The sequence below is a fragment of the Aeribacillus sp. FSL K6-3256 genome, assembly GCF_037965805.1.
Lineage (GTDB): Bacteria > Bacillota > Bacilli > Bacillales > Aeribacillaceae > Aeribacillus > Aeribacillus composti.
The window spans coordinates 238,855-265,217 of record NZ_CP150188.1; the positions used below are offsets into that span (position 1 = coordinate 238,855).

Sequence of the window (26,363 nt, forward strand, 5' to 3'; positions counted from 1 at the left end):
TTTTTCTGCTGCTGACCAAATCGTATGAATGGCATTATTAATTGAATGCCAACAGCTGTGATTATTGTATTGTTAACCTATAGATTTGACGTATATAAGGCAAGGAGGAACATGGCATGTGGAATCATACAAAAATAACAGACAAACTATCAATTAAAATTCCGATTATACAAGCGGGAATGGCGGGAGGGATCACGACTCCCGAGCTTGTTGCTGCTGTATCCAATGCAGGTGGTCTAGGGATGATAGGGGCGGGTTATATGACGCCGGAAAAATTGGAGTCGGATATTCAAAAAATAAAGGAATTGACTTCAAAACCATTTGGTGTCAATCTGTTTGTTCCTGAACATCCGGCAGTCATTCAAGAAGAAATTGAAAGAGCGAATCAACTGCTGGAACCTATCCGCCAAATGTTAGGGATCGAAAAAAAGAATGATGTTCCGCAAATCAACACTTCTGTTTTTGATGAACAAATTCAAATCGTTTTAAAATATGAAGTACCCGTTTGCAGCTTCACATTTGGCATTCCTCAGAGAGAAATTATTCATCAATTAAAGAATAATGGTATTGTCACAATTGGAACAGCCACAACAGTAAAAGAAGCCATATTGAATGAAGAGGCTGGGATGGATATGATTGTCGTTCAAGGCAGTGACGCTGGGGGGCATAGGGGCAGTTTTGCAGGATCCTTTGATGATTCAATGATCGGAACAATGGCCCTTATTCCGCAAGTAGCGGATCATGTTTCAATTCCTATTATTGCAGCTGGCGGTATCATGGACGGCAGAGGAGTTTTAGCTTCTCTTGTATTGGGAGCGCAAGCGGTTCAAATGGGAACAGCCTTTCTTACCTGTATAGAAAGCGGAGCAAATGAACTCCATAAAGAAGCAATATTAAACGGTACCGAAGAACAGGCAGTAATCACTTCAGCATTCAGCGGCAAGCCAGCAAGGGGATTAAAAAATGAATTTATCATCAAAATGAAAGAGCATGAAGATGCTTTGCCAGCTTATCCGATTCAAAATATGCTCACCCAAGATATCCGGTCAGAAGCTGCAAAACAGAAAAATAAAGAGTGGATGTCGCTTTGGTGCGGGCAAAATCCTCGACTAAGCAAAAATTTGCATGCCGCCGAACTGATCGAAACAATCATCAATCAAATAGAAGAAATTATAAGTAACTTCCCATTAATAAAAGGATGACTATGAAACCGCGGCTTACTTTATGCGGCGGTATTATTGCATTGATTATTGTAATGGGGATCAGAAGATTTGCTTATACCCCTATCCTCCCCTACTTGAATATAACTAAATCGATGGCTGGAAATTTGGCTGGAACTTTATTTGTTAGCTTTTTTAATTTGAGAAGATATGAATCAATTTATTTAAAGATATTTTTAGCTTTGAACATTTTTACGACTCTGCTCATGGGAATGGTCAGTAAATAATATATTTTGGTACCTTTTCAGGTTTTTTTCAGGCCTTAGCAGCGGTGTAGTCTTTGTCTTAGTTTCTAGTATAGTGCTTCAAGTATTGAAAAAGCATAATATGCAAATATTTAACGGTTTGTTTTATAGTGGTGTAGGGATTGGGATTTTCTTGTGTAGTATTCTAGTTCCTTTCTTCATTAGTATAAACGGGTGGAAACCATAAACAGCTGTTAAATATCCAATTAATTTGCTGCTGTTGTTCGTTGACATATATTGTACTTTTGAAACAGCTAACGTTTGAACTTCCAGGCATGCGTGTTTAAGTGTTGTTTTAAGCGCTATTCTACCCAAGAACTGGATTTCTTTTCCGAGGGCTATCATTTCGGACTATTCTGAATAATAAGATTTTTCGATGTCGCTTGTACCATATTTCTTCCAGATACAAAATAATTTTTGTTCAAAAGAGGCTGTTTGGAAAGGACCATAAAAAATTCTTTTTCAATTCAGTCTCTTTTTTCGTTGATAGGATATTGGCAGGGAGAAAAAAGATAGGGGGCTATACATCAGATCATCTTGACGTACGGCAAGTTTAATAGAATTTCATTTTTCTTATTTTTTTGTAAATTCAAAAAATTCGTTGAAAAATCTTCATAAGAGTGTTTTAATAATTGTAAACATATAACATATCAAATATGTGTAATAAGAGAAGTGTTGCAGTCGATTGAAAGAAAATGATTTAAAACGCTTGTTCTTTTGCGAATTTATAGAAACGGTGTTTCTTATTACAAAACATAGGAGGTGCTTGATTTGCTCCAAGGAGAGTTGTACACAGAATTAAAAGATGTTTTCCCCGAAAGTCAAATGGAAGTAAAGGAAAATGAAGGTCATCCACTTGGAAATGGCGGAAAAGTCGCAGTCTATCCAAAAACTGAAAACGAAATTTCACACATCTTGCAATATGCAAACAAAAATGGGAAAACCGTTTCCATTGTGGGCGGAGGAACAAAGCGGGGGTTTGGCGGTCTAATTGATTCGGCTGATATTTTGCTTTCCTTAGCAAATCTAAAAGGAATCGTGGAGCATACAGTGGGAGATATGACATTAACAGTGAAAGCAGGTACACCATTTCAAGAATTGCAGCAGTACTTAGAAGAACATAACCAAAAAATATCTCTAGATCCTGCTTGGCCGGATTATGCGACCATCGGAGGTATTATCGCCGCGAATGAAAGCGGTCCCAAACGTTTGGCATATGGATCCGCCAGAGATGCAGTCATCGGGCTTCGAGTTGTTTATCCAAATGGCAAGGTCATCCGAACAGGCGGAAAGGTCGTGAAAAATGTCGCCGGATATGATATGAACAAACTTTTTGTCGGTTCCATGGGCACTTTGGGGGTTTTGACGGAAATCACTTTAAAACTCCGTCCTTTGCCAAAATATGAAAGCAATGTTCTTTTATCATTTACAGAAGGAGATTTTGCTGAAATGCGATCATTTGCCGCGGCGTTTTTAGATTCGCAGATGGAACCTGTCTCACTGGAACTGATAAGTCCGTCTTTGGCTGAAAAGCTAACGGGTGAAAAATTTTATACATTGGCCATTAGTTTTGAAGATAATGAAAGTTCGGTTCATTACCAAGAATCTTTTCTAAAAAGCATTCAGCCTCCTAAAACGAAAATGACCATTCTTGCTCAAGAGAAAGCGCGCAAGTTTTGGCAATCTTTTTATACAATCAGCCCGAATGGCAGGGTGTCTAATCAGACAGGGGAGACTGAAGCAGTATTGAAAATCGGAGTTGTCAATTTAGATGTCCTAAAAGTTATTAGGGAAAGCCATTTATTACAGGATACGCACAATTTGCTTATCGAAGCCCACGGTGGATTAGGCCACGGATTGTGTCAAATCATTTTAAGAGGCGGCAGCGAAAACGTCATTTCAGCAATTCAGCATTTAAGGAATTTTGTCAAAGAGCTCAATGGGTATGCAGTCATTAAACATTTGCCGTTTATTTTACGCCAGAAAATAGAGGTTTGGGGGGAAAATCCGCCATATTTCTTTCTTTTCAAAGGAATCAAAACAAAGATTGATCCGAACAACATTCTCAATCCGAAGCGATTTGTGGGAGGGATTTAAATATGGGATTAAATGAAAGTGATCTTATCAAAGAACCAGCCTGTCAAACCAACAGCTTCAGCAATTACCTTTGGAGTGATCCGCCTGATGAAAACAAATGGGCGGATTGTGTCCATTGCGGTATGTGTTTAGAATCGTGCCCAACTTATGAGATCACGGGTCAGGAACAGCATTCTCCCCGCGGACGCGTCCATTTGATTAAATCAGTCGCAGAAGGAAAGCTTGAAGTGAACGAACATTTTATGGATCCTGTCTTTGCTTGTCTTGATTGCCGCGCTTGTACTACCGCTTGTCCTGCGGACGTTGATGTAGGGGGATTGATAGAAGAAGCGCGCGGTCAAATTCGCCAAGCCATGCCGTTAAAAGGCTGGAAAAAGGCGGTCAGCCATCTGTTTTTGCATAGTTTGTTTCCGCACCACAATCGCTTGTACACGTTAGGAAATGTGTTGAAATTGTATCAAAAAAGCGGCATGCAAACGTTTGTCCGTAAAACAGGGCTGATCAATATCATACCGCAACACTTAGCCGAAATGGAAGCGATCATGCCGGAAGTGAAAAAGCCTGTGCGGAAAAAGTACAAACATGAAAAAGTCATTAAAGCAAAAGGAGAAACGAAGAGTACGGTTGCGTTTTTAACTGGCTGCGTAATGGATGTCATGTTCAGCGAAATTAATGAAGCAACAATTAACGTGTTAACTCGAAATGGAAATGACGTTATGATTCCGCAAAATCAAACTTGCTGCGGGGCTCTTCATGTTCATGCAGGCGACCGGGAAATGGGGAGAAAATTAGCGAAACAAAATATTGAAGCATTCCAACATGCTGAAAAAGTAATTGTAAATTCTGCCGGTTGCGGATGTATGTTAAAAGAATATCCGGAGCTGTTCCGTGAAGACCCCGTTTGGCGCCAAAAAGCTGAAACATTTTCAAAAAAGGTGGAAGACATTTCAAAATACCTTTATGACACTGGTTATAAAAGGCCCATCGCCGAAATCAAGGCTCGTGTTGTCTATCATGATGCATGCCATTTAGCTCATGGGCAGGGCATTCGTGACGAACCTCGCAGCCTTCTTCTTGATATACCTGGGGTCGAAATGGTTGAAATGGCGAATGCTGACCGATGCTGCGGCAGTGCTGGCATTTACAATATAACAAATCCGGAGATGGCTAAAGAAGTGCTTGATAGCAAAATGAAGAATGTCCCTAAAGAAGCAGAAATGATTGTAATGGGAAACCCCGGCTGTATGCTGCAGATGGCGATGGGTGTTCAAAAAAACGGAAGAAATCAAAAAATTGTTCATACCGTACAGCTGCTGGATTGGGCGTACCAAAAAGAAGATCGGCTAAAGGAGGGGGAGGAATGTCTCTAAAAGGGATAAGAACAAATGACAAACATATAAAAAACCTTGCAAACATTGTTGAAGGAAACCGTTCCATCTTGTATAAAAAAGAAGATTTATTAGCTTATGATTGCGATGGCTTTACCATTCATCGTCGTTTGCCGAGGGCAGTCGTTTTCCCGAATAATACAGAAGAAGTCGCAAAAATTGTGAAATATTGCCACGAACATGATTTGCCGTTCCTTGCCCGCGGTGCCGGAACTGGTCTCAGCGGCGGGGCGATCCCGTTGAATGGGGAAGTAATCATTAGTCTTGTAAAAATGAAACGCCTTATAAGCGTTGATTTTGAAAACAGGCGTGCAGTAGTGGAACCTGGATTTGTCAACTTAAAACTGACGAACTCCATTTCGGACAAAGGATATTATTATGCGCCTGATCCATCAAGCCAATATTGCTGCACCATCGGCGGAAATGTCGGTGAAAATGCGGGCGGTGCACATTGTCTAAAATATGGTGTGACGACAAATCACATTTTAGGGCTTGAAGTGGTATTGCCAAATGGCGAAGTCATTGAAATAGGCAAGGATGGAATACCTGATGCACCGGGCTATGATTTATTAGGACTTTTAACAGGATCAGAAGGAACTTTAGGAATTGTGACGAAAATAACGGTTCGTATTTTAAAAAACCCGGAAGCAAAGCAAACGGTGCTCGCTTATTTTGACAACGTTGCGGATGGCAGTCAAGCCGTATCGGACATTATTTCTGCCGGAATTGTACCAGCAGCCCTTGAAATGATGGATCAAATAGCAATAGAAGCGGTTGAAGCGGCAGCGTTTCCTGTCGGCCATCCAAAAGACATTGAAGCGCTTTTGCTCATTGAAGTGGATGGAATATCCGCAGGTATAGACGAGCAAATCCATCAAATTTTAGAAGTTTGCAAGAGAAATCATGTTCGAGAAGTAAAAGTGGCACAAAGTGAAGAGGAAAGAGCTAGATGGTGGGCAAACCGCAAAACTGGATTTGGCGCAATGGGGGCGATCTCTCCTGATTATTTAGTTCAGGATGGTGTGATTCCCCGCAGCAAATTACCCGAAGTGTTAAACAGAATTCACGAAATCAGTCGAGAGTATGGTCTGCGCATCGCAAATATCTTTCATGCTGGCGATGGCAATCTGCACCCGCTTGTACTTTTTGATGCCAGAAAACCGGGCGAAACAGAAAAGGCTTTAAAAGCTGGCAGCGCCTGTTTGCAAGCATGTGCAGATGCCGGCGGATCGATTACAGGTGAACATGGAGTAGGGATCGAGAAAAGAGAAGAGATGCGCTTCATTTTTAGCGACGAAGAAATAGCGGCGCAAACGGATATTCGGGAAGTATTTAATCCGAAAAATTTATTAAATGCCGGGAAGCTCTTCCCAACTCCGGGACGTTGTTTGGAAGTGAAAAAAGAGGGGAAATCTGTTACAGCATCATAAAAAAGAATTTTAAGAAAATTATTGAAATGATTCCATCATCATGTTATCCTTTTTTAAACAATTACGAAACAGTGTTTCGTAATAACAAACAACAATTATAACATTTAAAGGAGGAATTGTGCCCATGAAAACAAACTATGTAAAAGTCGGCAATTTGCAAGTAGCTGAAAATTTGTATGATTTTATCAACAATGAAGCATTGCCGGGAAGCGGTGTGGAAAAAGATGAATTCTGGCTTCAGTTTGAGAACCTTGTTTATGAACTGACACCTATTAATAAAAATTTGCTTAAGCGTCGTGATGAAATCCAGCAAAAAATCAACGAATGGCACAAAGAACATCGCAACAAATTCAACTTTGAAGCCTATAAATCATTTTTGCAGGAAATCGGCTATTTAGAACAAGAAGTGGGAGACTTTAAGATTACAACAGAAAATGTCGATGACGAACTTGCTCTACAAGCCGGGCCGCAGTTAGTAGTGCCGATTAATAACGCACGGTACGCTCTTAACGCCGCCAATGCCCGATGGGGAAGCCTTTATGACGCTCTTTATGGAACGGATGTCATCAGCGAAGAAGATGGGGCTGAACGAAAAGGAGAGTATAATCCGATTCGCGGGGAAAAAGTCATTGCCTTTTCGAAAAACTTCCTTGATGAAGTAGTGCCGTTGCAAGAACATTTCCACCGAGACGCTGTTCAATACGCAGTTGAAGACGGGAATTTGCTTGTCACTTTAATGAATGGCAAGACAACCGCTCTTAAAGAAAGAGAAAAGTTCGTAGGCTACAGAGGAGAGTCGGATAAACCATCTGCCATTTTATTGAAGAACAACGGTCTTCATATTGAAATCCAGATCGATCGAAGCCATCCAATTGGAAAACATGACGATGCGGGAATTAAAGATATTCTATTGGAAGCGGCTGTTACAACGATTATGGATTGCGAAGATTCTGTGGCGGCAGTGGATGCGGAAGACAAAGTGCTTGTTTATCGCAATTGGCTTGGCCTCATAAAAGGAGATTTGACAGCTACTTTTACAAAAAACGATAAAACGATTACACGTACGCTTAATGCTGACAGAACATACACATCCAAATCAGGAGAAAAGTTTACTCTCCCAGGTCGTTCACTTATGCTCATTCGTAACGTTGGGCATTTGATGACAAATAGTGCAGTGCTCATTGGAGAGGGAGAAGAGATCCCAGAAGGAATATTGGATACGGTTGTAACAAGTTTGATTGCTAAACATTCCCTTTTAGGAAATGGCAAATTTGAAAACTCCAGGAAAGGTTCGATCTACATTGTAAAACCTAAAATGCACGGGTCTGAGGAAGTGGCGTTTGCCAACCTGCTATTTAACTGCGTCGAAGATTTGCTGGGATTAAAACGGAATACGCTGAAAATTGGTGTGATGGATGAGGAACGGCGCACAACTTTGAATTTGAAAGCTTGTATTTGGGAAGTAAAAGATCGTGTTGTATTTATTAACACAGGGTTTTTGGACCGAACTGGCGATGAAATCCATACATCAATGGAAGCAGGTCCGATGATTCGGAAAAATGATATGAAAACATCTCAATGGCTGCAAGCCTATGAACGCTCAAACGTCTATATCGGTTTACAAAGCGGCTTCCAAGGCCGTGCGCAAATTGGAAAAGGCATGTGGGCAATGCCGGACATGATGGCGGAAATGCTCAAGCAAAAGATTGGCCATCTAAAAGCAGGCGGCAATACTGCGTGGGTGCCATCACCAACAGCGGCTACATTGCATGCTCTCCATTATCACCAAGTAAATGTAACAGATGTCCAAAACAAATTGGCTGAAACGATTGAAGATCTCCGTGATGAAATTTTACAAATTCCGGTTGCAGAAAACCCGAATTGGACCCCTGAAGAAATACAAGAAGAGTTAGATAATAATGCACAAGGAATTTTAGGATATGTTGTTCGTTGGGTGGAGTTAGGAATCGGCTGTTCAAAAGTTCCGGATATTAATAATATTGCTTTGATGGAAGACCGGGCAACGTTGCGGATTTCAAGCCAGCATATCGCAAACTGGCTGCATCACGGCATTGTTACGAAAGAACAAGTTCTTGAAACACTTAAGCGGATGGCGAAAATAGTCGACAAGCAAAATGAAAATGAACCTGGCTACCGCCCGATGTCAAAAGATTATGACCGTTCCGTCGCATTTCAAGCTGCGTGTGACCTCGTATTTAAAGGTTATGATCAACCTAACGGCTACACAGAACCGATTTTGCATCGCCGCCGTCTTGAAGCAAAAGCAAAATATGCTGTAAAACAATAACTTCTCATCATGAAGGCATCCTACCAAAGGGTGCCTTCTATTTAAAAGCTACATCTTCCATGCACAAAAACCGATCAAAATCTTTAGTTGCGCGGCTTTGGTTATGAATGAAAAGTTTTATTATGAAGGAGTTGAATGTATGAAAAACCTTCGGGAAAAGGCGCTGGAAGTTCATAAAAATCCGTTATTTGTCCTGAAGAACAGATTGTTATTCCAGAGGGAATAGACAGGGTAAAGTTTGAATCTAAGCTGGCAATTGTAATCGGTAAACAAACGAAAATGGTGCCGGAATCAGAAGCATTGAATTATGTATTTGGGTACACGGTGGGCAACGACGTAACGGCGCCGCAGTTTTCCATGAAGATGGCCATTGGACAATCGGTAAATCGTTTGACACATTTCCCCCCCTTGGCCCTGTCATTGAAACAGAACTTGATACATTTCGCATTCATGTTGAAGCAAAGTTGAACGGTGTTAAAAAACAAGATAGTTCAACGGAATTAATGATTATTTCCATTCGGAAAATGATTTCCTATTTATCATCTGTCATGACACTTAAACCCGGTGATGTCCTTTTAACAGGAAGTCCGGTTGGAGCCGATTTTGTTTAAGCAGGAGATGTAATTGAATGTGAAATGAAAGGAATCGGCACATTAAAAAATACCGTTGTTGCTGCAAAAAAACGTGTTAACACGTTATGAAGGAAACAATCTTAGTATTCAAATGATAAAGTGAATAATGGAACAGAAAGAACTTGGCAGTTTTTGTTCTTCCTGTCATAATATAAGGGAATCAAGAAAATTTATATGGCGGAATTTGCACTCTAGCAAATTCCGCCAAGATTTTAGAAGGTGAACGGCTGTGGAAAGGGACAATATGGTCAAGTCTGTAAGCAGGGCGTTGGACATTATTCAACTTGTCAGCTTAAAAAAAGAAGGTTTAGGCGTCACAGAGATTGCCAATCAGATTGATATCAACAAAAGCTCCGTGTATCGAATCTTATCTACACTTGCCCGGTACGGCTATATTGAACAAGATTCCGAAACAGGACGATATAAACTGGGGTATAAATTTTTGGAAATCAGTTCGAAGCTATTAGAATCGATTGATCTTCGCAAAGAAGCAAAACCTTTCCTGCAAAAATTAGAAAATGAGACGAACGAAGTCATCCATCTGGTTGTTTATGACCAAGGAGAAGTCGTTTATATTGAAAAATTGGAAGGAAATGAAACGCTGCGCATGCATTCAAAAGTCGGAAAGCGTGCCCCAATGCATTGCACCTCTGTAGGAAAGGCCATTCTCGCCAATTTGCCGTCAAGTGTCGTTTTAGACATCCTTGACAGAAAAGGGTTGCCGATGCATACGAAAAATACGATTACGAATAAGGATGCATTTTTGAAAGAGCTCATTCGAGTTAAACAACAAGGATATGCACTAGATTTAGAAGAAAACGAATATGGGATTCGTTGTATTGCCGCCCCAATTTTTGATCATTTGGGGAAGGTCATTGCTGCCGTGAGCGTATCAGGACCAACCATTCGAATGACAGATGAGAGGCTCAAACAACTTCAGCCGCGGATGATTGAAATAGGAAAGCAAATTTCTGCTCGGCTTGGTTTTGTTGAATATGCTTGAGTAATACCTTCGCCTTATTTGAATTGATTTCGCTCCAACTTTTCAAATAGGGCAAGGGTTTGATTATTGCATAACAAAGGAATTAGTTAATGATAAAAAATTCAGAAAATATTGATAATTAAAAAAATAAAAGATATAATGAGTGTACTATGATTTTCCATTCATGTGGGTGAATTACATTTTGAATAAGAGAGGGGAAAATCTCTTGTGAGTACTGGATTGTTGGCTTTTTTATCGCTTCTTCCAATTTTAATCGTCGGAATTTTCTTGGTTGGGTTTCGATGGTCAGCTAGCAAAGCGATGCCGATTTCATATGTTGTGGCCGTCATACTTGCGCTCTTTGTTTGGAAAGTATCAGCAGCCAATGTAATAGCTGCCTCCATAAATGGTTTGGTTGTAGCTGCTACACTATTGTACATCATTTTTGGCGCCATTTTGCTTTTAAATACTTTGCAAGAAAGTGGGGGAATTAAAACAATCCGGCAAGGGTTCACCGATATTTCTCCAGACCGGCGCATTCAAGTAATTATTGTCGCATGGTTATTTGGTTCGTTTATTGAAGGATCCGCAGGCTTTGGTACGCCAGCTGCAGTTGCTGTTCCATTATTAGTAGGATTGGGATTCCCAGCGATGGCAGCCGTTGTGGCGGGCATGGTCATTCAAAGCACACCCGTTTCATTCGGTGCTGTCGGCACACCGATTCTTGTCGGCGTACAATCAGGATTATCCGCTGATGCAACGATTACTGATAACTTGCTGTCGTTGGTCACTTTGATTGGAGCGAAAGTTGCTATTCTTCATATGATAACGGGCACTCTTGTTCCATTATTTGTTGTAGCCCTAATGACCAAATTTTTTGGAAAAAACAAGTCGTTTTCTGAAGGAATTAAAGTTTGGAAATTTGCCTTGTTTGCGGCTTTTACAATGACGATACCATATCTCATCGTTGCCAATGTCCTTGGCCCTGAATTTCCTTCCATGGTTGGCGGCTTGGTCGGATTAGCAATCGTTATTGCCGCTGCGAAAAAAGGTTTTTTAATTCCATCTCAAGAAGAAGTATGGGATTTTGAAGAAAAGTCTAAATGGGATCCGGATTGGATAGGAAAAATTGAGATTAAAGATATCGCACACAAGAACGGCAAGATGAGCATGATTCGCGCTTGGACTCCGTATATTTTAGTTGGCCTGTTTTTAGTGGCGACCAGGTTGAAATCGCTTCCGATCGGCGGATGGCTGCAAGCGTGGACGATTGAGATTCGGAATATGTTTGGAACAAATATTACGGCTAGCTTTCAACCGCTTTATTCACCAGGAACAATTTTTATTGTTGTGTCACTGATTACCTTTTTTATTCACGGTATGAATGGAAGCGCATACAAACGTGCTTGGATGCATTCAGGGAAAACGATGATCTCAGCTTCAACCGCGCTAATTTTTACCGTTCCAATGGTTCAAGTGTTTTTAAATTCAGGCGGCGGTGCTGCAGGTTATGATCAAATGCCAATTGAATTGGCGAACGGAGTAGCAGCGCTGGCGGGCAATTATTGGCCCTTTTTCTCCACATTTATTGGTGGAGTGGGCGCTTTTATAGCTGGCAGCAACACGGTCAGTAATATGATGTTTTCTTTATTTCAATATAATGTAGGTTCCCAAATTGGTGTTGATCCCACTTGGATTGTTGCCCTTCAGGCGGTAGGTGGTGCGGCTGGGAATATGATTTGTGTACACAATGTCGTCGCTGCTTCGGCAGTAGTCGGGTTGGTAGGAAAAGAAGGAGAAGTTATTAGAAAAACATTGCTCCCATTTACGTATTATGCTTTAATGGCTGGTTCGATTGGATACTCGATTGCATGGTACTCCGAAAAGGGAATATTTAATCTCGGTTCCTTGATTGCAGTCTTGATCGCAGTTGCCGCCGTTTACATCATTGCAACAAATAAAAAACGGGCAACATGGCCCGCTCATAATAAGTCATCATTTGGCGCAAAACAATAATCCTAACAAAAAGAATGGATATAATAATTTTTTAAGAAAAAGTAAAGGCTGTCTTAAAATATATGCTCCCCTTCACTAGGGGAGTTTTTCTATGACAAAAAAACATACTAATCTTAGTATGTTTTGTGAAGAGTGATAATAGGACTTGTATACTTTACAAAGTTGCTCTCACAATATCGCCCTATATTAAAATCCAGCTTTTTCTATGCAGATATAAGATGTGCTTGGTTGCACGTAAATATCAACGAAGTTTACATCAATAAGAAACCACTTGTAGCCTAAAGGGGTTTTTGTGACTATTATGTTAACTATGATTGAACAGCATATTTATATTTTGAAAAGGTGAAAAAATTTTAAAATGACATATCCCCCCTAGGGGGATATTATTATAATAAGGAGGAATGAAATATGTGTCAAAACCACCATCATCAAAATCATGAACATAAATATCGCAAGCAGGTCATTAATCGATTAGCGCGAATTGAGGGACATGTTCGTTCCATTAAAGAAATGGCGATAGAAGGAAGAGACTGTCCTGAAATTCTTCTGCAAATTGCGGCTGTAAGGAAAGCGTTAGATAATGCAGCAAAAGTAATTTTTGTTGATCATATGGAGAATTGTCTAGTAAATGCTGTTCATCAAGGAAATGAGGAACAAGTATTAAACGATTTAAAAAAAGCATTAGAGAATTTCATTCGATAAGGGGATTAAATTTTTTGATGATTCCAGAGGGTATCAGTCAGGAGCGATCAACAAAACAAAAAATAAAGATCATCCTAGCATTAGCTGTTCCTGCCATGATCGAAAATATTTTGCAAACAGTGGTAGGATTTGTAGACACACTTTTTGTATCAAAATTAGGATTAAACGAAGTCACAGCAGTAGGCGTGGCAAATGCTGTTCTAGCCGTATATATCGCCATTTTCATGGCAGTTGGAGTAGGGGCTTCTTCTTTGATCGCACGTCATGTCGGTGCTGGTAATATTGGCCAAGCAAAAGCCGTTGCTAAGCAGTCAACCATTCTTTCTTTTTTTATAGGTTTATTTTTTGGTTTTATCACCTTATTTTTCACAGAACCTTTACTTCGTCTTATGGGAGCAGAACCAAGCGTTTTAGTAGACGCCTCTGTTTATTTTCGGATTGTAGCTGTCCCGTCTGTTTTTATTTCTTTAATGTTTATCTTTGGAAGTATTTTACGAGCTGCTGGCGATACAAAAACACCGATGAAAGTAAGCTGGTGGATTAATATCATCCATATCGTTTTGGACTACTTTTTCATTTTTGGTTTATTGGGATTTCACGGGTTGGGCTTAGCAGGAGCAGCCTGGGCGACAGTCATTGTAAGAGTGCTGGGAGCCATCGCTCTTTATTATTACATTCAAAAATCGTCTATATCATTTTCTTTATTTCAGAAATCTTCTTTGGATATAAAGAAATTCACATTGCCTATTTTGAGGCTGTCTGCTCCTGCAGCAATTGAACGCTTAATTATGCGTTTAGGGCAAGTGCTTTACTTTGGATTAATTGTTCGAATTGGAACGGAAACGTATGCAGCTCATACAATTGCCGGGAATATCGAAACATTTTCCTATATGCTAGGATATGGCTTAGCTGCGGCAGCATCAACACTTGTAGGGCAGCATATTGGGGCAAAGCTTGAAAAAGAGGCTTATACATATGGGATGCTGACGACTTATATCGCCATGTTATTTATGTCTATAATAGGTGTTCTGTTGTTTTTCCTTTCTCCTTGGCTTGCGACTTGGTTTACAACAGATAAACAGGCTATTGAGATGGTTACTACGGCATTAAGAATTGATGCTTTTGCCCAACCAGCATTAGCTATGGGATTGGTGTTGACTGGAGCTTTACAAGGAGCAGGAGATACAAAAAGCCCCATGTACAGTACAGCGGTCGGCATGTGGGTCATTCGTATTGTAGGTGTATATGTATTGGGCATCCAATTAAATTTAGGAATAGCAGGAGTATGGCTATCCATTGTAATCGATCAAGTCATTCGAGCCCTGATTTTATGGTGGAGATTTAAAAAGCAAATCAAACATTGAACATACAATTATATGTATAGAAAACTATGATTCTCAAATACTTTAGTATGCTAATGAACTAAAAATATCCATTGACATTCATTTTTATGTTGTGTTATTTTTATTTTATGTTAATTTATTACTCTAATATATTATCGAATTAAAGTACACTCGCAGATATCTTCATAGATGCGTTTTTATAGCAATTATCGTTATTGCTTTTTTGAGCTTATTTGATGCAAATGTTGTCCGAACTATTGCAGATACATTTACGGATGGTTTAATTGTGATTAGTAGCGGGGGACATTTAAATTTTTTGGACATGCAATAGGTTAAAAACAAAATGAAAATAAATTAAAGGTGGTTATCTACAGTATGAAACGATTAGCAATGTTTATTCTAACTATGGCAGCGTTATTCTCGCTCCTGATAGGATGCTCCAAATCGGAGGAAAAAGACAAAACGCTAGTAATTGGAATAGATGATAAATTTGCACCTATGGGGTTCCGGGATGAGAATAATGAAATTGTAGGGTTTGACATTGACTACGCCAAGGCAGCTGCCGAAAAAATGGGAACAAAGGTAAAATTTCAGCCGATCGATTGGAAAACAAAAGAATCTGAATTAAGCAGCGGACGGATCGATCTCATTTGGAACGGGTATACCATTACGGAGGAGCGCAAAAAGAAGGTTCTTTTTACAAAGCCTTATATGAAAAATGCACAAGTTGTGGTCACACTTGCTGATTCAAACATTTCTAAACTTGATGATCTAGAAGGCAAAGTGGTTGGTCTTCAATCTCTATCTTCTGCAGCCGATGCGTTGGATAAAAATCCGATTAAATCGAAAATCAAGACGGTTACGGAGTATGCCGACAATGTTCTGGCATTGAAGGATCTAAAGCTAAAACGTGTTGATGCAGTAGTGATTGATGAAGTTGTCATTAAATATTACATGTCGAAAGAAAAAGATACTTATAAACTGCTCGATGAATCCCTTGCACAAGAAGAATATGGAATTGGTGTTAAAAAGGGTAATGAGGAACTGCTGAATAAACTGCAAAAAGCTCTCGATGAGCTGAATGAGGACGGCACTGCCGCCGAAATCTCGCAAAAGTGGTTTGGTGAAAATAAGGTATTAAAGTAAAATAGACCAAACTTGGATTTCCTTGAGAAACCCTGTTTTGCTGTTGGAGGAATTCTTTCATGTCCGTAGATTATTTCAACTCAATCATTAAGCCGATGCTGCTAGGCGCACAGATGACGGTTCTCCTGTTTTTGATCGTCATTGTGTTGTCAATTCCGCTCGGCTTCATACTAACACTTGCTGTAAGAAGCAGGTTTAAGCCTTTATCGTGGCTTACACAGATTTATATATATGTGATGCGGGGCACCCCATTGCTGCTTCAGCTGCTTTTTATATGTTTTGGACTGCCGATGATCCCTGTGATCGGAGATTATTTGGTATTAGACCGCTTTGTCGCAGCTTGTTTGGGTTTTATATTGAACTATGCTGCATATTTTGCCGAGATTTTCCGCGGCGGTTTGCTGGCTATTGATAAAGGTCAGTATGAGGCATCACAAGTCCTAGGCTTGAATAAATGGCAGACGATGACGCGAATCATACTTCCACAAATGTTCCGCATCGCACTTCCTGCCGTCGCTAACGAATCGGTTACACTAGTTAAGGATACCGCACTGCTCTATGCTGTTGCCGTACCAGAATTATTACACTATGCACAGACTGCTGTGAACCGTGATTTTACAATCGTGCCTTTCTTCATCGCAGGTATTATTTATCTGATCATGACGCTCTTATTAACTGTTCTCTTTAAGTGGCTCGAACGACGGTTCAAATTTGATTAAAAAGGAGTAGTGAGTGTGGTTCTCATTGAAGTATCCAACCTCAAAAAATCATATGGCAAGTTGGATGTATTAAAACAGATAACATTTGATGTTAACAAGAACGACGTAATTGCTGTGATCGGACCATCTGGCTCTGGTAAAAGTACAATGCTCCGTAGCCTGGTCCATCTTGAGGAAATTGACGGAGGCAGCATTTGTATATCCGGGGATTATTTGGTGAAGGACGGGATTTACTCAAAACCGCAGGAGATTAAGCGGATCACCTCTAAGATGGGAATGGTTTTCCAACATTTTAATCTTTTTCCTCACCTCACGGTTAAAGAAAATTTGGAACTTGCTCCTAAGCTAGTAAAGAAGGAGTTAAATGCGGAAATTGAACGACGCAGCACAGAACTTCTGAAGAAAATCGGGCTCTCCGATCGGGCATCAGCTTATCCTGCAAAACTTTCGGGCGGTCAAAAACAAAGAGTCGCCATTGCTCGTGCGCTTATGATGAACCCTGAAATCCTGCTGTTTGATGAACCTACTTCCGCCTTGGACCCGGAGTTAACCGGCGAAGTACTGCAAGTAATGAAGCAGCTGGCTGAAGAGCACATGACGATGATTGTGGTGACACATGAGATGGGGTTCGCCAAGGAGGTTGCAAACCGAGTCATTTTCATGGACAACGGGGAAATCATCGAATCCGGACTTCCGACTGAGATTTTTACAAACCCGAAGTTTGAACGAACGAAAGCTTTCTTGAACCGCAGTTTGAAATAATCCGGGACGCTGTCTATTAGTAGATTACTTGACACTTGCTACTTAAAATAAATAGTAACTGATCAACAAATAAAACGTACTTTTAGCACACCCCAAATCTGTTTTAAATAAAACATATTAAGATTAGCAGCACAGACTACGGCCAAGTCTGTGCTGCTATTTTTGTACGCCCGGCAGAGTGTAATAATCTCTAGGGTGAAAGCCCCGAGCCGTGAAGGCAGAAGTAATGGTACGTACGGTGGTGTGAGAGGTCGGGGGTTAGTCACCCCCTCCTACTCGATTAGTAGAAGCGGTGAAAAGGTCATGAGCCCCGGAACCATAAGTTTGTTGTACAAATTCATTCGATGGGGTATGGAGCAGGATCATTTAGAAAGAGCCTTGCCTTTTTAGCATTCGTTCCTAAGTGCTTTTTCTCAGTTTATTGATGAATTGCTCAGACAAAATGTTGAAGGAAAGAATATGGTCCATATACACTTCACCGATTAGTTGTATCTCTTCATTTTCATGCTGTAAAGAATATGGGAGAGTTTTTTCTATTAATGGTATATGTTTTTCTGGTTCTTGAACAATGGTGTTCCATGCACGTATGATCAGCTCTAAGTCTTCACTGAACAGTGCGCTTTCCAATTCTTCCGTCGGTAACGGCTCTGATAATAGGGGCATTTCATCCACGAATTGTTTTGAATAAAGTCCTTCTAAAAATTTTTCAAAGCTTTCAGCTAGCTCCTCTGTATTTGCACCAAGATAAAATATTTTCTGAGTTTCAAGGTGAAGGACAATATTTCCATTGGTACAAACTGCAATCGGGATGACGCTGCCTTCTAATTTCAATTCCTCAAGAGATAAAAAGCGGTCGATTTCTATAGCTTCCTTTTCCGTTAAAAAATACATTTTCTCCGCTTCTCCTTCGTGTAAAGCGGTCACGAAAGACGCATACTGATCCGGCAGTTTGTAAGGAAGACTATGTCTCTCTTTTTTTGCTTTATGGCGGCTATGATTTTCCTTCTCAAATTCCTGATCGTGGTGAAAAATTTGTGTTTTATAAAAATGGGTAATGGAAAATTGTTTTGCAGCTACCTTCCATTCCGTCATCGGATTGTCAAATAAAACACTTAAGATGAAGCTTTTGTTATTAAGATCCCCTTCTTCATAAAGCCAAAACATACCTGGTGTTAAAGGTATTTCGGATTGTTCCTCCTTGATTCCAGTAATCTCAATAACGATGGCATCCCCCTTGCTGAAACTGCCTTCCCCATTTAACGTTAATCTGAGTGCATCGTAATCGCGATGGATATATTGTAATTCTGCGTCATGTAATCCATCTTCCAAAATGCTGATCAGCTCTTCCGGCAGATTTTCGCGAATATGTTCAAAATGATTATTCGCTTCATCTAACACTTTTTCGCATTCCTCAATTTTAGCCTTCAACCAAATGATGAGTTCGTCCCGCACTTCCTTTGGCAGTGTCGGCTGATTAATGGTGCCGTTCAGAATATAGGGATGAAATGTTTCCGGCAATGTTTGCAATAATTCGTCTTTAATAGATTCAAGATCTTGCCGCAAATAGTCGTAAACATCCTCGTCGTCTTCTTCAAAGCTTTTGATAAAATCCATCCATTCTTCATCAGACTCGGGAATTGTAAGCAGGTGCGCCTTCTGCATTTTGTCATACCATTCTTTTGTAAAAAATTTCATTATATCTCTCCTTATATGCTATCTGCCATTTTTTCTCATATAATGAATTCACTTCTTATAAGCGTTTCACCTGCTAAAAAGGAGAAATTTAACAAAATAGGTGATGGGGGTGTCTAATAATTCGTTTTTACGGCTTATTGACGCCCCCATTAATGTTTTAGAAACGTTGATATATCGGTGTTTATGATTTTTTGTTTTCAATGGGGATCTGACTTTCTGGACAGCCCCATGATTGTACAGAAAAATATCCGGTTTTAACGGGCAGGATATAAAAAAGAATTACTATCATGCATCTGAACTTAAAAGTAATTACTGTACAGAAATAGTTAAACTAATAGTTGAATAAATTCAAGTTCTATACTTACTAGACAACATCTTTCAAGCCTAACTGATCTGACGCGAAGAGAAATAATTCGTCTACTTGCCTCTCATGACCGAACAGTATGGGAATTGGCGGAACCTTTTTGATATGTCTTTAGCAGCTTTGCTAAGCATATCAAAACATTAGAACGGTCAGCCCTGCTTGAAAGGACTGTGCAAGGACGAACGCATATTTGTCGTCTTACCTCCAAATCGTTTTCTACTTCTACAGATGGCTTCGATTTTATGAATGTTTTTGGAACAGACAGTTTGACGTTCTTGAACATGAGCTGAATAAAGCAAAAAAGGAGAAAAAATAAAGTATTTGCAACAAATTCATTATTTTGTAAAGGGTGATGAGAATGGTTAGTACATCTACAATAACCTTAACGATGAAACGTTCTTTTGATGCCTCTGCAGATAGAGTATTTGACGCTCCACTTTGCATTACCCCTGTTAATCCGAAATAAGAACGGGCTGGTCGTTGAGATAACGGATGGCACGGCAGAATACAACGAGAAAAACTACCGTTTATCACTGTTCTACGATCTAGCCAAGATGTCTGTCATCGTATGGCAAAGTCTTTAGTCCATAAGCTTTTACCATATCAATGCACCGCCGTAGCAGACTCCGGGTTGGATGCGTTCTGAAATTATGCTTGATCACTATGGTATGACAGAAGAAAACTGGCGTGATGCCCTTGTAAAGGAACCCCAATTCATCATCTCGGAAACGCCGCGTTTTGTCGGCCGCTTTAGCCGGTGATCCGAAGGTTGCTCGCTGGAACGGTCAATCTGTGTCAAGCGGTCAGCTCGCGCAAGTGTATAGTTTTTATGATCTTGATGGCTCACAGCCAGATGCCTAGCGATATATCGGAGAAGTACAGGATGCTGGAAAGCCAGCGAATGCTTCCGAGTACCACTAACGGGAAGCGATAGCTCGATATGCATCGCAGTGCGGATCTTTATTTTCATGTTTAAAAAAGTGTCCAAGAAGTCGAACTTGATCACCAGGCGCATGTTCGGCTTCTTCTTTTGTGGAAAATTGATGATATCTTCTATTCTCTCGAAGCCTTGTAGCTGTATGGGAGTCGAAGGGTGAGGGGGGGAGAAGGTGGATAGATAAGAGGAAGAAAGAATGATGAAAACCTGTGATAAAATATGCGTAGAAGGAAATTCTTTTTCAATTAATGGGAAGCAGTATAAAGGATTTGACAAAGATGGAGAGAAAAAATGACTTATTCGTTTATTTTTAAAGATTCATTTATGGATTTAACGAAAACTCGTATCCGTGAAATACAGACTGATGAAGAAGTGTTGCTTCATCCTAAATGGAGCTTTCCAATTGGAAAGTATTCGTTTTTTTCTGGAAAAGAAGAATATAAGGCAATATCTACAAAAGAACATTTCATACATAACGCCTTTGTTGTGCTTCAACCAGACGGAAAAGAAATTGTACGAATTAAAAATTTGTCACTTCATAAGAAAAAATCTATTTTTAAAGAGCTTCGAATGATTTATAGCTAGAACAGCTTTCATATAAACTCTACTCTTGCATTTAAAACGATAACGATTAGTAATGGAAAAGAGGTCATTCTGACAGCGAACAAAATTTCTTCGATATTTAAAAATCTTTTAGAAATGTATGATTACGAAGTTCAAGTTCATCAAACGATGAACTTACCATTTATAGTGTGGGTGGCCATTTTCAAGGGGATCCATTTATTGATTAGACGTTAGATCCATTGTAAAAATCTCCTTGGACCTTTCTGGAATTCCTTTTTTTCTAACTCTTCTCCACGTAATGTTGCGGACATGATTTTTCCTAGTATTTTGTACTAGTTGCTGGTGAAAAGACGAGAGTCTGCGTGCATGACTGTGAGTAAGCGATGGATTGGATTTTATCAGGTCAGTCAAAACGTATTTTTCGAAGACTATCAAATTGTTATATCAAAGGACAAAAGTGCGAAGGACCGTTAAGTTTTAGGAGGATTCACATGAAGGAATATGTAATTTTGGCAGTAGCCATCATAAGTGAAGTATTTGCAAGTTCAATGCTGAAAGTATCAAATGGATTTAAAAAGTTGTTTCCTTCCATCGGAGTCGTAATGGGGTATGGCGCAGCTTTTTATCTCTTATCTTTATCTCTAAAAGCAATACCGCTTGGTACGGCTTATGCGATATGGTCAGGCTTCGGTACGGCTTTAACTGCATTAGTCGGTGTTATCTTTTATAAAGAAAGTATTGATCTTAAAAAATGTTTAGGCTTAGTTCTAATCATTTGTGGAGTGGTTGTTTTGAAACTCAGCAGTTCTCATTAACGATGAGAGAGGAGGCAATTGTATGAAAGGTTTTATCGCATTAGGAATTTCTATTATCAGCGAAGTATTTGGTACGACAATGCTTAAATTGTCAGATGGATTTACAAGTTTTTTCCCTTCCATTGGTGTTATAGTTGGTTATGGATTATCTTTTTATTGTTTGTCGTTATGTCTTAAGACAGTTCCGCTAAGCTTGGCCTACGCGATTTGGTCGGGGCTGGGGACAGCTTTTACAGCGTTAATTGGTGTTCTAGTATGGCGGGACCCATTTAATATTATTACATTAGTTGGTCTAGTATTGATCATTGGCGGGGTGATTTTATTAAATGCTCCAAAAAGTCCAGATAAAGTTTTATAAAAACTGACCCCCTGTCTGAAGGGCGCAAGGAGTCAGCTATAGGTCTAAACGTTTGTATTTCGTTTATAGGCTGACTGCCGGTTCGTATTCTTTAATTCGCTGACGGACGAAATCAGGAATCGCTCTCGATTTTCCAGCGGCGGCATCATAATTGACATAGATCACTTCAGCCTGAACCAGCGGGTCTTTTTCTCCCGCTTTTGTGATGATAAACTCCATTGTCAGGCTAGAGCCGCCAATTCGTGATGTTCGGCACCAGATCTCAAGCGTATCTTTAAAACGGGCTGGCTTTTTATATTCCAGCGTTGATTTGACCATTGCAATATCAAATATATTTTCTTGGGCAAGCTCCTCGAGATCCCGCCCAAACACTTCCTCAAAATAGTCAATAACCGCAACGTCAATATATGTCAAGTAATGGGCGTTAAAGACAATTTTTTGTCCGTCAATTTCTGAGTAGCGCACCCGCAGGCGGTGTGAAAAACGGAATCCTTCCATTATGTACCCTCCTGAAAAAATGTTATTTTCATTATATAATGAAAATTCTAGCAATTAAAGCGGGAAATAAGATTTGTAAAGAAGTTCGAAATAAGCTGAGCGTCTGTCAAAAATTCAAAAATTGATGCTAAAGTTGCGTTCACCTCTTTGATTAGGACAGAGGTAGGAAATAACATAAAGAACAAAAATAAAAAAATATATTCAATAACAAACAAAAGTATTATATAATTGAAATTACAGTAAAAACCAACTAGTATGTTTGGAATATTTTTATATTTATGCAAAAAGCGAAAATAAAAGATGTCATGAACTCTTCCCCCTTTCCTTGGCGCCGACGCTGGCATTTATCAAGCTAAAGAATTTAATTTGTCCAAAGGTGAAGGAATGTACGACAGTTAGTGAAGAAAATTGAAACCGTTTACTTTAAAATTTCTAAATTTTCATAACAGTTCATAAAAACAGCATAAGGTACATTCATAATGTATTAGAAAAAAGTACTAGTTTACTAAAGGAGATGGATAATTTATGGTTATAAAAGAATCTTTTGAGATAGCAAGGCAAGTCTATGAAAAATGGGGAATAAATATTGAAGAAGTATTAGAAAACTTGCAGCAAGCGTCAATCTCTATCCATTGCTGGCAAGGTGATGACGTAAAAGGATTTGAAGCAGATGCAAGCGAGCTTTCAGGGGGGATTGATGTAACAGGAAATTATCCGGGAAAGGCAAGAAATGCTGAAGAATTAAGGCAGGATTTAGAGAAAGCGCTGTCATTAATTCCAGGAAAACATCGTGTCAACCTACACGCCATTTATGCAGAAACAAATGGTGAAAAAGTGGAAAGAGATCAGTTAGAACCGAAACATTTTGAAAACTGGGTTAATTGGGCGAAAAAAATTGGTATAGGGCTGGATTTTAATCCTACCTTATTTTCGCATGAAAAAGCAGCAGATGGACTGACGTTGTCTCATCCTGATCCGGGAATTAGAGAATTTTGGATCAACCACTGTATTAGGAGCCGAAAAATCGGTGAGTACTTTGGCAAGGAGCTTGGAACACCATGCTTAACAAATATATGGATTCCGGACGGCTATAAGGACATTCCAAGCGACCGATTGACTCCAAGGAAGCGATTAAAAGAATCATTGGATAAAATTTTTAGTGTAGAGATCAATGAGAAATATAATTTGGATGCAGTCGAAAGCAAATTGTTTGGAATAGGATCTGAGTCTTTTGTTGTCGGCTCGCATGAATTTTATCTAGGGTACGCCTTACAAAATAATAAAATATATTTATTAGATACAGGTCATTTTCATCCTACTGAAACAGTCTCAAATAAAATTTCATCGATTTTGCTTTATAGCGACAGGCTTGCTTTACACGTATCGAGACCGGTTCGGTGGGACAGCGACCATGTCGTGATTTTGGATGATGAATTGCGTGAAATAGCGCTTGAAATCGTGCGCAATGATGCGCTGCATAAGGTTTTAATCGGACTTGATTTCTTTGATGCCAGCATCAATCGTCTTGCTGCATGGGTCATTGGAACGCGTAATATGATTAAAGCTTTATTATATGCAATGCTTATGCCGCATGAATATTTAAAGCAATTGCAAGAAAAGGGAAACTTTACGGAAAGATTGGCGGTTATGGAGGAATTTAAAACTTATCCTTTCGGTGCAATTTGGGATTATTATTGTGAGAAAATGAATGTTCCTGTAAGAGAAGAATGGTTAAAAGAAATTCAAAAATATGAGGAGGAAGTATTAACTAAGAGACAGTAGTCGTAAATATGGCAAGAGTATGAATTCCCTTGCTGCTCAAATTAGCCGATCAGTGAATTAAAAGAGCTGAAAAATTATAAAGACTTCGTGGATTAAGGAAAGCTTCACTCCTAATGGAGAAAATAAAGTAAATATAGGAAGTGCTAGATTCGGCAATTTCACTTAATAGCTTTAGCATCCGAAGCATCAGTAGATAATAGAAAGAGAAAAAAATGTGTGGCAGAGGTTGATGAAATGAACAAATCGCAGCCAATTTTTATAGGAATTGATATTGGAACACAGGGCATTCGCACAATTGCAATCGGTTATAACGGAACTATTTATGCAGCCAGTACTGTAACTTTTAACTTGGCGAAAGGAAACGAGTTAAGAATGGAGCAATCGCCGTTTATGTGGTGGCAGCATACCGGTGAATCTATTCGACAAGTAGCAAATAGTTTGAAGGAGCAAAAAATTCTTAATCAAGTTGTTTCCTTGTCTGTCACTTCCACATCAGGTACTGTAATTCCCCTTGATAAACAATATGAACCGCTATACAATGCCTTAATGTACAGCGACAGCAGGTCAGAATCTGAGGCAGCGCTTTGCAGAGAGGCTGCCTTTGCAGCAGGGCATTATACGGCATTTTCCAGCTCGTATGGTTTGCCGAAAATTGTTTGGTTCCATAAACATTTTCCGCAAATAGCAAAGGATGTATGTTTATGGGCGCATCCTACTGACTATATTATCGGGAAATTAACGGGAAAATGGGGAATAACCGATTATACGAGTGCATTTAAAAGCGGCTATGATTTAAATAATGAAAAATGGCCGGAATATATTGAAAAAACTTTAAAAATACCTGTTAAATCACTTCCAATCGTATTGCCTTCAGGGACTTTTGCCGGGAATGTGTCAAAGGAATGTATGGAGGAAACAGGGTTGCCGGAAAATGTAAGCGTTACACTCGGACTGACTGACGGTTGTGCGTCGCAGTTCGCATCCGGTTCATTATCACCTGGAAACTGGAACACGACAATTGGCACAACTTTAGTAATAAAAGGGATTACATACGAGCCAATAATAGATGAGAAGGGAATACTTTATAACCATCGCCATCCAGATGGATATTGGATGCCGGGCGGTGCGAGCAACACAGGGGGAGATTGGATTTCAATTGATTATTCAAAAGATGAATTAGCTTATTTAAATAGTAAAGCATATGAATATTTCCCAAGCCGGTGGATTTCGTATCCGCTCCGGCAAAAGGGAGAGCGTTTTCCTTTTGCATTTCCTGACATACAAGGCTTTGACGAACCAGGTTTGACAAAAGAACAGCTCTTTATTTCCCGTTTAGAAGGTGTTGCCTATCTTGAAAGAATGGCTTACGAGATGATTGAAAAGCTGTCAAGCGAGAAAGTGAGGGCTGTCTTTACAGCAGGCGGAGGAAGCAGCAGTGATGTATGGCTGACTATACGGAGCAATGTCTTAAAGAAGCCTATTATTAAAATGAAGCATAGCGACGGTGCTATTGGGGCTGCGATTGTTGCGGCATCTTCATATTTTGGAAGTATTCAAGATGCCGGGGAGAACATGCTGAAAAGAGAAAAAGAGGTGATGTTTGAAGAACATATAAGTGAACAATATGAAGAAGGATATGAACGCTTTATTCAAGCACTTAAAAAGAGAGGAGTTGTGCTGTGACAAGATTTTTCCTTTTACGCCATGGAGAAACGGAATGGAATCGGGATGGCAACAAATATTGCGGAAGGACGGATGTTTCACTGTCAGAGCAAGGGATTAAGCAGGCGGAAGCATCAGCTAAAGCGCTGAAGCACGTAAAGTTTCACGCGGTCTTTTCTTCAACTCTAGTAAGAGCATCGGCAACAGCTGCAATTATAAGCAAAGAGTTTGGTTTGCCAGTTATTGAAGATCAGCGTCTTGTAGAAATTGACTTCGGGAAATGGGAAGGAAAAACGGTACAAATGATTGAGAGAGAACATAAGGATTCATGGACAGATTGGTTAACGAATCCGGCAGAGTGTTTTGCCGGGGAAACGGGAGAATCTGCAAGTCAAGTTTATAATCGGATCCAATCTTTTTTTGAAGAGGTATCGAAAACATATCCAGATAAAAATGCGCTTGTTGTAGCTCATAACACAGTAAACCGTATTGCTGCAACGCAATGGTTTGGATTACCTTTTTCGCATTACCGCAAAATAAAAATGGACAATACAGGGGTTTCTATTATTGAATATCACGGTAAAGGAAAGGCATCCATTATTCAATGGAACAGTATTTTGCATCTTCTTTGAAGCAGGAAGTTTCCGATAAGCATCAAATCGATCTTAAAAAAATTTCCTTTTCGGAAAGGTATGGAG

20 protein-coding genes and 2 pseudogenes are annotated in these 26,363 nt (G+C 39.7%); 20 read left to right on the forward strand and 2 right to left on the reverse strand.

Annotated elements, in window-relative coordinates; genetic code table 11:
- Positions 1-116 precede the first annotated feature (116 nt).
- From NSQ84_RS01275 to NSQ84_RS01335, 13 genes and pseudogenes are all read left to right on the forward strand, one after another.
- Positions 117-1,202, forward strand: a complete 1,086-nt coding sequence (locus NSQ84_RS01275) for a nitronate monooxygenase (RefSeq protein WP_063386490.1) — start codon at positions 117-119, stop codon at positions 1,200-1,202.
- A 1,088-nt stretch (positions 1,203-2,290) separates the two neighbouring features.
- Positions 2,291-3,562, forward strand: coding sequence for an FAD-binding oxidoreductase (locus NSQ84_RS01280; protein ID WP_130157041.1), 1,272 nt, complete (start codon positions 2,291-2,293; stop codon positions 3,560-3,562).
- A gap of 2 nt (positions 3,563-3,564) precedes the next feature.
- Complete coding sequence (locus NSQ84_RS01285; RefSeq protein ID WP_063386492.1) at positions 3,565-4,932, forward strand: (Fe-S)-binding protein; 1,368 nt, start codon at positions 3,565-3,567, stop codon at positions 4,930-4,932.
- A complete protein-coding gene (locus NSQ84_RS01290; protein ID WP_311066762.1) occupies positions 4,923-6,380 on the forward strand; it encodes an FAD-linked oxidase C-terminal domain-containing protein in 1,458 nt (485 codons plus the stop codon). The genes NSQ84_RS01285 and NSQ84_RS01290 overlap by 10 nt, the downstream gene beginning before the upstream one ends.
- Positions 6,381-6,504: 124 nt before the next feature.
- A complete protein-coding gene (locus NSQ84_RS01295; RefSeq protein WP_063386494.1) occupies positions 6,505-8,688 on the forward strand; it encodes a malate synthase G in 2,184 nt (727 codons plus the stop codon).
- A 180-nt stretch (positions 8,689-8,868) separates the two neighbouring features.
- Positions 8,869-9,389 (forward strand): annotated as a pseudogene (locus NSQ84_RS01300) (fumarylacetoacetate hydrolase family protein); the annotation flags it as partial.
- Between the two features lie 160 nt (positions 9,390-9,549).
- A complete protein-coding gene (locus tag NSQ84_RS01305) occupies positions 9,550-10,323 on the forward strand; it encodes an IclR family transcriptional regulator (protein ID WP_063386495.1) in 774 nt (257 codons plus the stop codon).
- A gap of 207 nt (positions 10,324-10,530) precedes the next feature.
- Complete coding sequence (locus NSQ84_RS01310; RefSeq protein WP_063386496.1) at positions 10,531-12,318, forward strand: L-lactate permease; 1,788 nt, start codon at positions 10,531-10,533, stop codon at positions 12,316-12,318.
- 408 nt (positions 12,319-12,726) lie between these two features.
- On the forward strand, positions 12,727-13,020 hold the full coding sequence (locus tag NSQ84_RS01315; protein WP_063386497.1) for a metal-sensing transcriptional repressor: 294 nt from the start codon (positions 12,727-12,729) through the stop codon (positions 13,018-13,020).
- A 17-nt stretch (positions 13,021-13,037) separates the two neighbouring features.
- A complete protein-coding gene (locus tag NSQ84_RS01320) occupies positions 13,038-14,384 on the forward strand; it encodes an MATE family efflux transporter (RefSeq protein WP_063386551.1) in 1,347 nt (448 codons plus the stop codon).
- Positions 14,385-14,738: 354 nt separating this feature from the next.
- Positions 14,739-15,509, forward strand: a complete 771-nt coding sequence (locus NSQ84_RS01325) for an amino acid ABC transporter substrate-binding protein (protein ID WP_063386498.1) — start codon at positions 14,739-14,741, stop codon at positions 15,507-15,509.
- Between the two features lie 59 nt (positions 15,510-15,568).
- Positions 15,569-16,228: an amino acid ABC transporter permease gene (locus NSQ84_RS01330; protein WP_063386499.1), complete on the forward strand. Its 660-nt coding sequence runs from the start codon at positions 15,569-15,571 to the stop codon at positions 16,226-16,228.
- 15 nt (positions 16,229-16,243) lie between these two features.
- Positions 16,244-16,990 carry an amino acid ABC transporter ATP-binding protein gene (locus tag NSQ84_RS01335; protein WP_063386500.1) on the forward strand — a complete coding sequence of 249 codons (747 nt, stop codon included), beginning with the start codon at positions 16,244-16,246 and terminating at the stop codon, positions 16,988-16,990.
- A gap of 399 nt (positions 16,991-17,389) precedes the next feature.
- Here NSQ84_RS01335 and NSQ84_RS01340 read toward each other — a convergent pair whose 3' ends face one another.
- Complete coding sequence (locus NSQ84_RS01340; protein WP_063386501.1) at positions 17,390-18,685, reverse strand: DUF4085 family protein; 1,296 nt, start codon at positions 18,683-18,685, stop codon at positions 17,390-17,392.
- 789 nt (positions 18,686-19,474) lie between these two features.
- Between NSQ84_RS01340 and NSQ84_RS01345 the strand changes: the two are divergent.
- The 4 genes and pseudogenes from NSQ84_RS01345 to NSQ84_RS01360 form a co-directional block, all read left to right on the forward strand.
- A pseudogene (locus NSQ84_RS01345) lies at positions 19,475-19,910 on the forward strand (short-chain dehydrogenase); the annotation flags it as partial.
- A gap of 367 nt (positions 19,911-20,277) precedes the next feature.
- Positions 20,278-20,571: a hypothetical protein gene (locus tag NSQ84_RS01350; RefSeq protein ID WP_311066766.1), complete on the forward strand. Its 294-nt coding sequence runs from the start codon at positions 20,278-20,280 to the stop codon at positions 20,569-20,571.
- A gap of 470 nt (positions 20,572-21,041) precedes the next feature.
- Complete coding sequence (locus NSQ84_RS01355) at positions 21,042-21,365, forward strand: multidrug efflux SMR transporter (protein WP_130158505.1); 324 nt, start codon at positions 21,042-21,044, stop codon at positions 21,363-21,365.
- Positions 21,366-21,387: 22 nt separating this feature from the next.
- Complete coding sequence (locus NSQ84_RS01360) at positions 21,388-21,723, forward strand: multidrug efflux SMR transporter (RefSeq protein ID WP_311066767.1); 336 nt, start codon at positions 21,388-21,390, stop codon at positions 21,721-21,723.
- A 63-nt stretch (positions 21,724-21,786) separates the two neighbouring features.
- Here the strand turns inward: NSQ84_RS01360 and NSQ84_RS01365 are convergent, their stop codons facing one another.
- Positions 21,787-22,221 (reverse strand): thioesterase family protein, encoded by a 435-nt coding sequence (locus tag NSQ84_RS01365; RefSeq protein ID WP_311066768.1) that lies wholly within the window; start codon positions 22,219-22,221, stop codon positions 21,787-21,789.
- A gap of 525 nt (positions 22,222-22,746) precedes the next feature.
- Here NSQ84_RS01365 and rhaA point away from each other — a divergent pair.
- The 3 genes from rhaA to NSQ84_RS01380 all read left to right on the forward strand — a co-directional run bounded on the left by rhaA (position 22,747) and on the right by NSQ84_RS01380 (position 26,297).
- The gene (gene rhaA / locus NSQ84_RS01370) at positions 22,747-24,003 is read left to right on the forward strand and encodes an L-rhamnose isomerase (protein ID WP_094244941.1); all 1,257 of its coding nucleotides are present in this window, start codon (positions 22,747-22,749) and stop codon (positions 24,001-24,003) included.
- A gap of 216 nt (positions 24,004-24,219) precedes the next feature.
- Positions 24,220-25,686: an FGGY-family carbohydrate kinase gene (locus NSQ84_RS01375; RefSeq protein ID WP_311066769.1), complete on the forward strand. Its 1,467-nt coding sequence runs from the start codon at positions 24,220-24,222 to the stop codon at positions 25,684-25,686.
- Positions 25,683-26,297 (forward strand): histidine phosphatase family protein, encoded by a 615-nt coding sequence (locus tag NSQ84_RS01380; RefSeq protein WP_339212173.1) that lies wholly within the window; start codon positions 25,683-25,685, stop codon positions 26,295-26,297. Before NSQ84_RS01375 ends, NSQ84_RS01380 begins: the two co-directional genes overlap by 4 nt.
- Positions 26,298-26,363 lie beyond the last annotated feature (66 nt).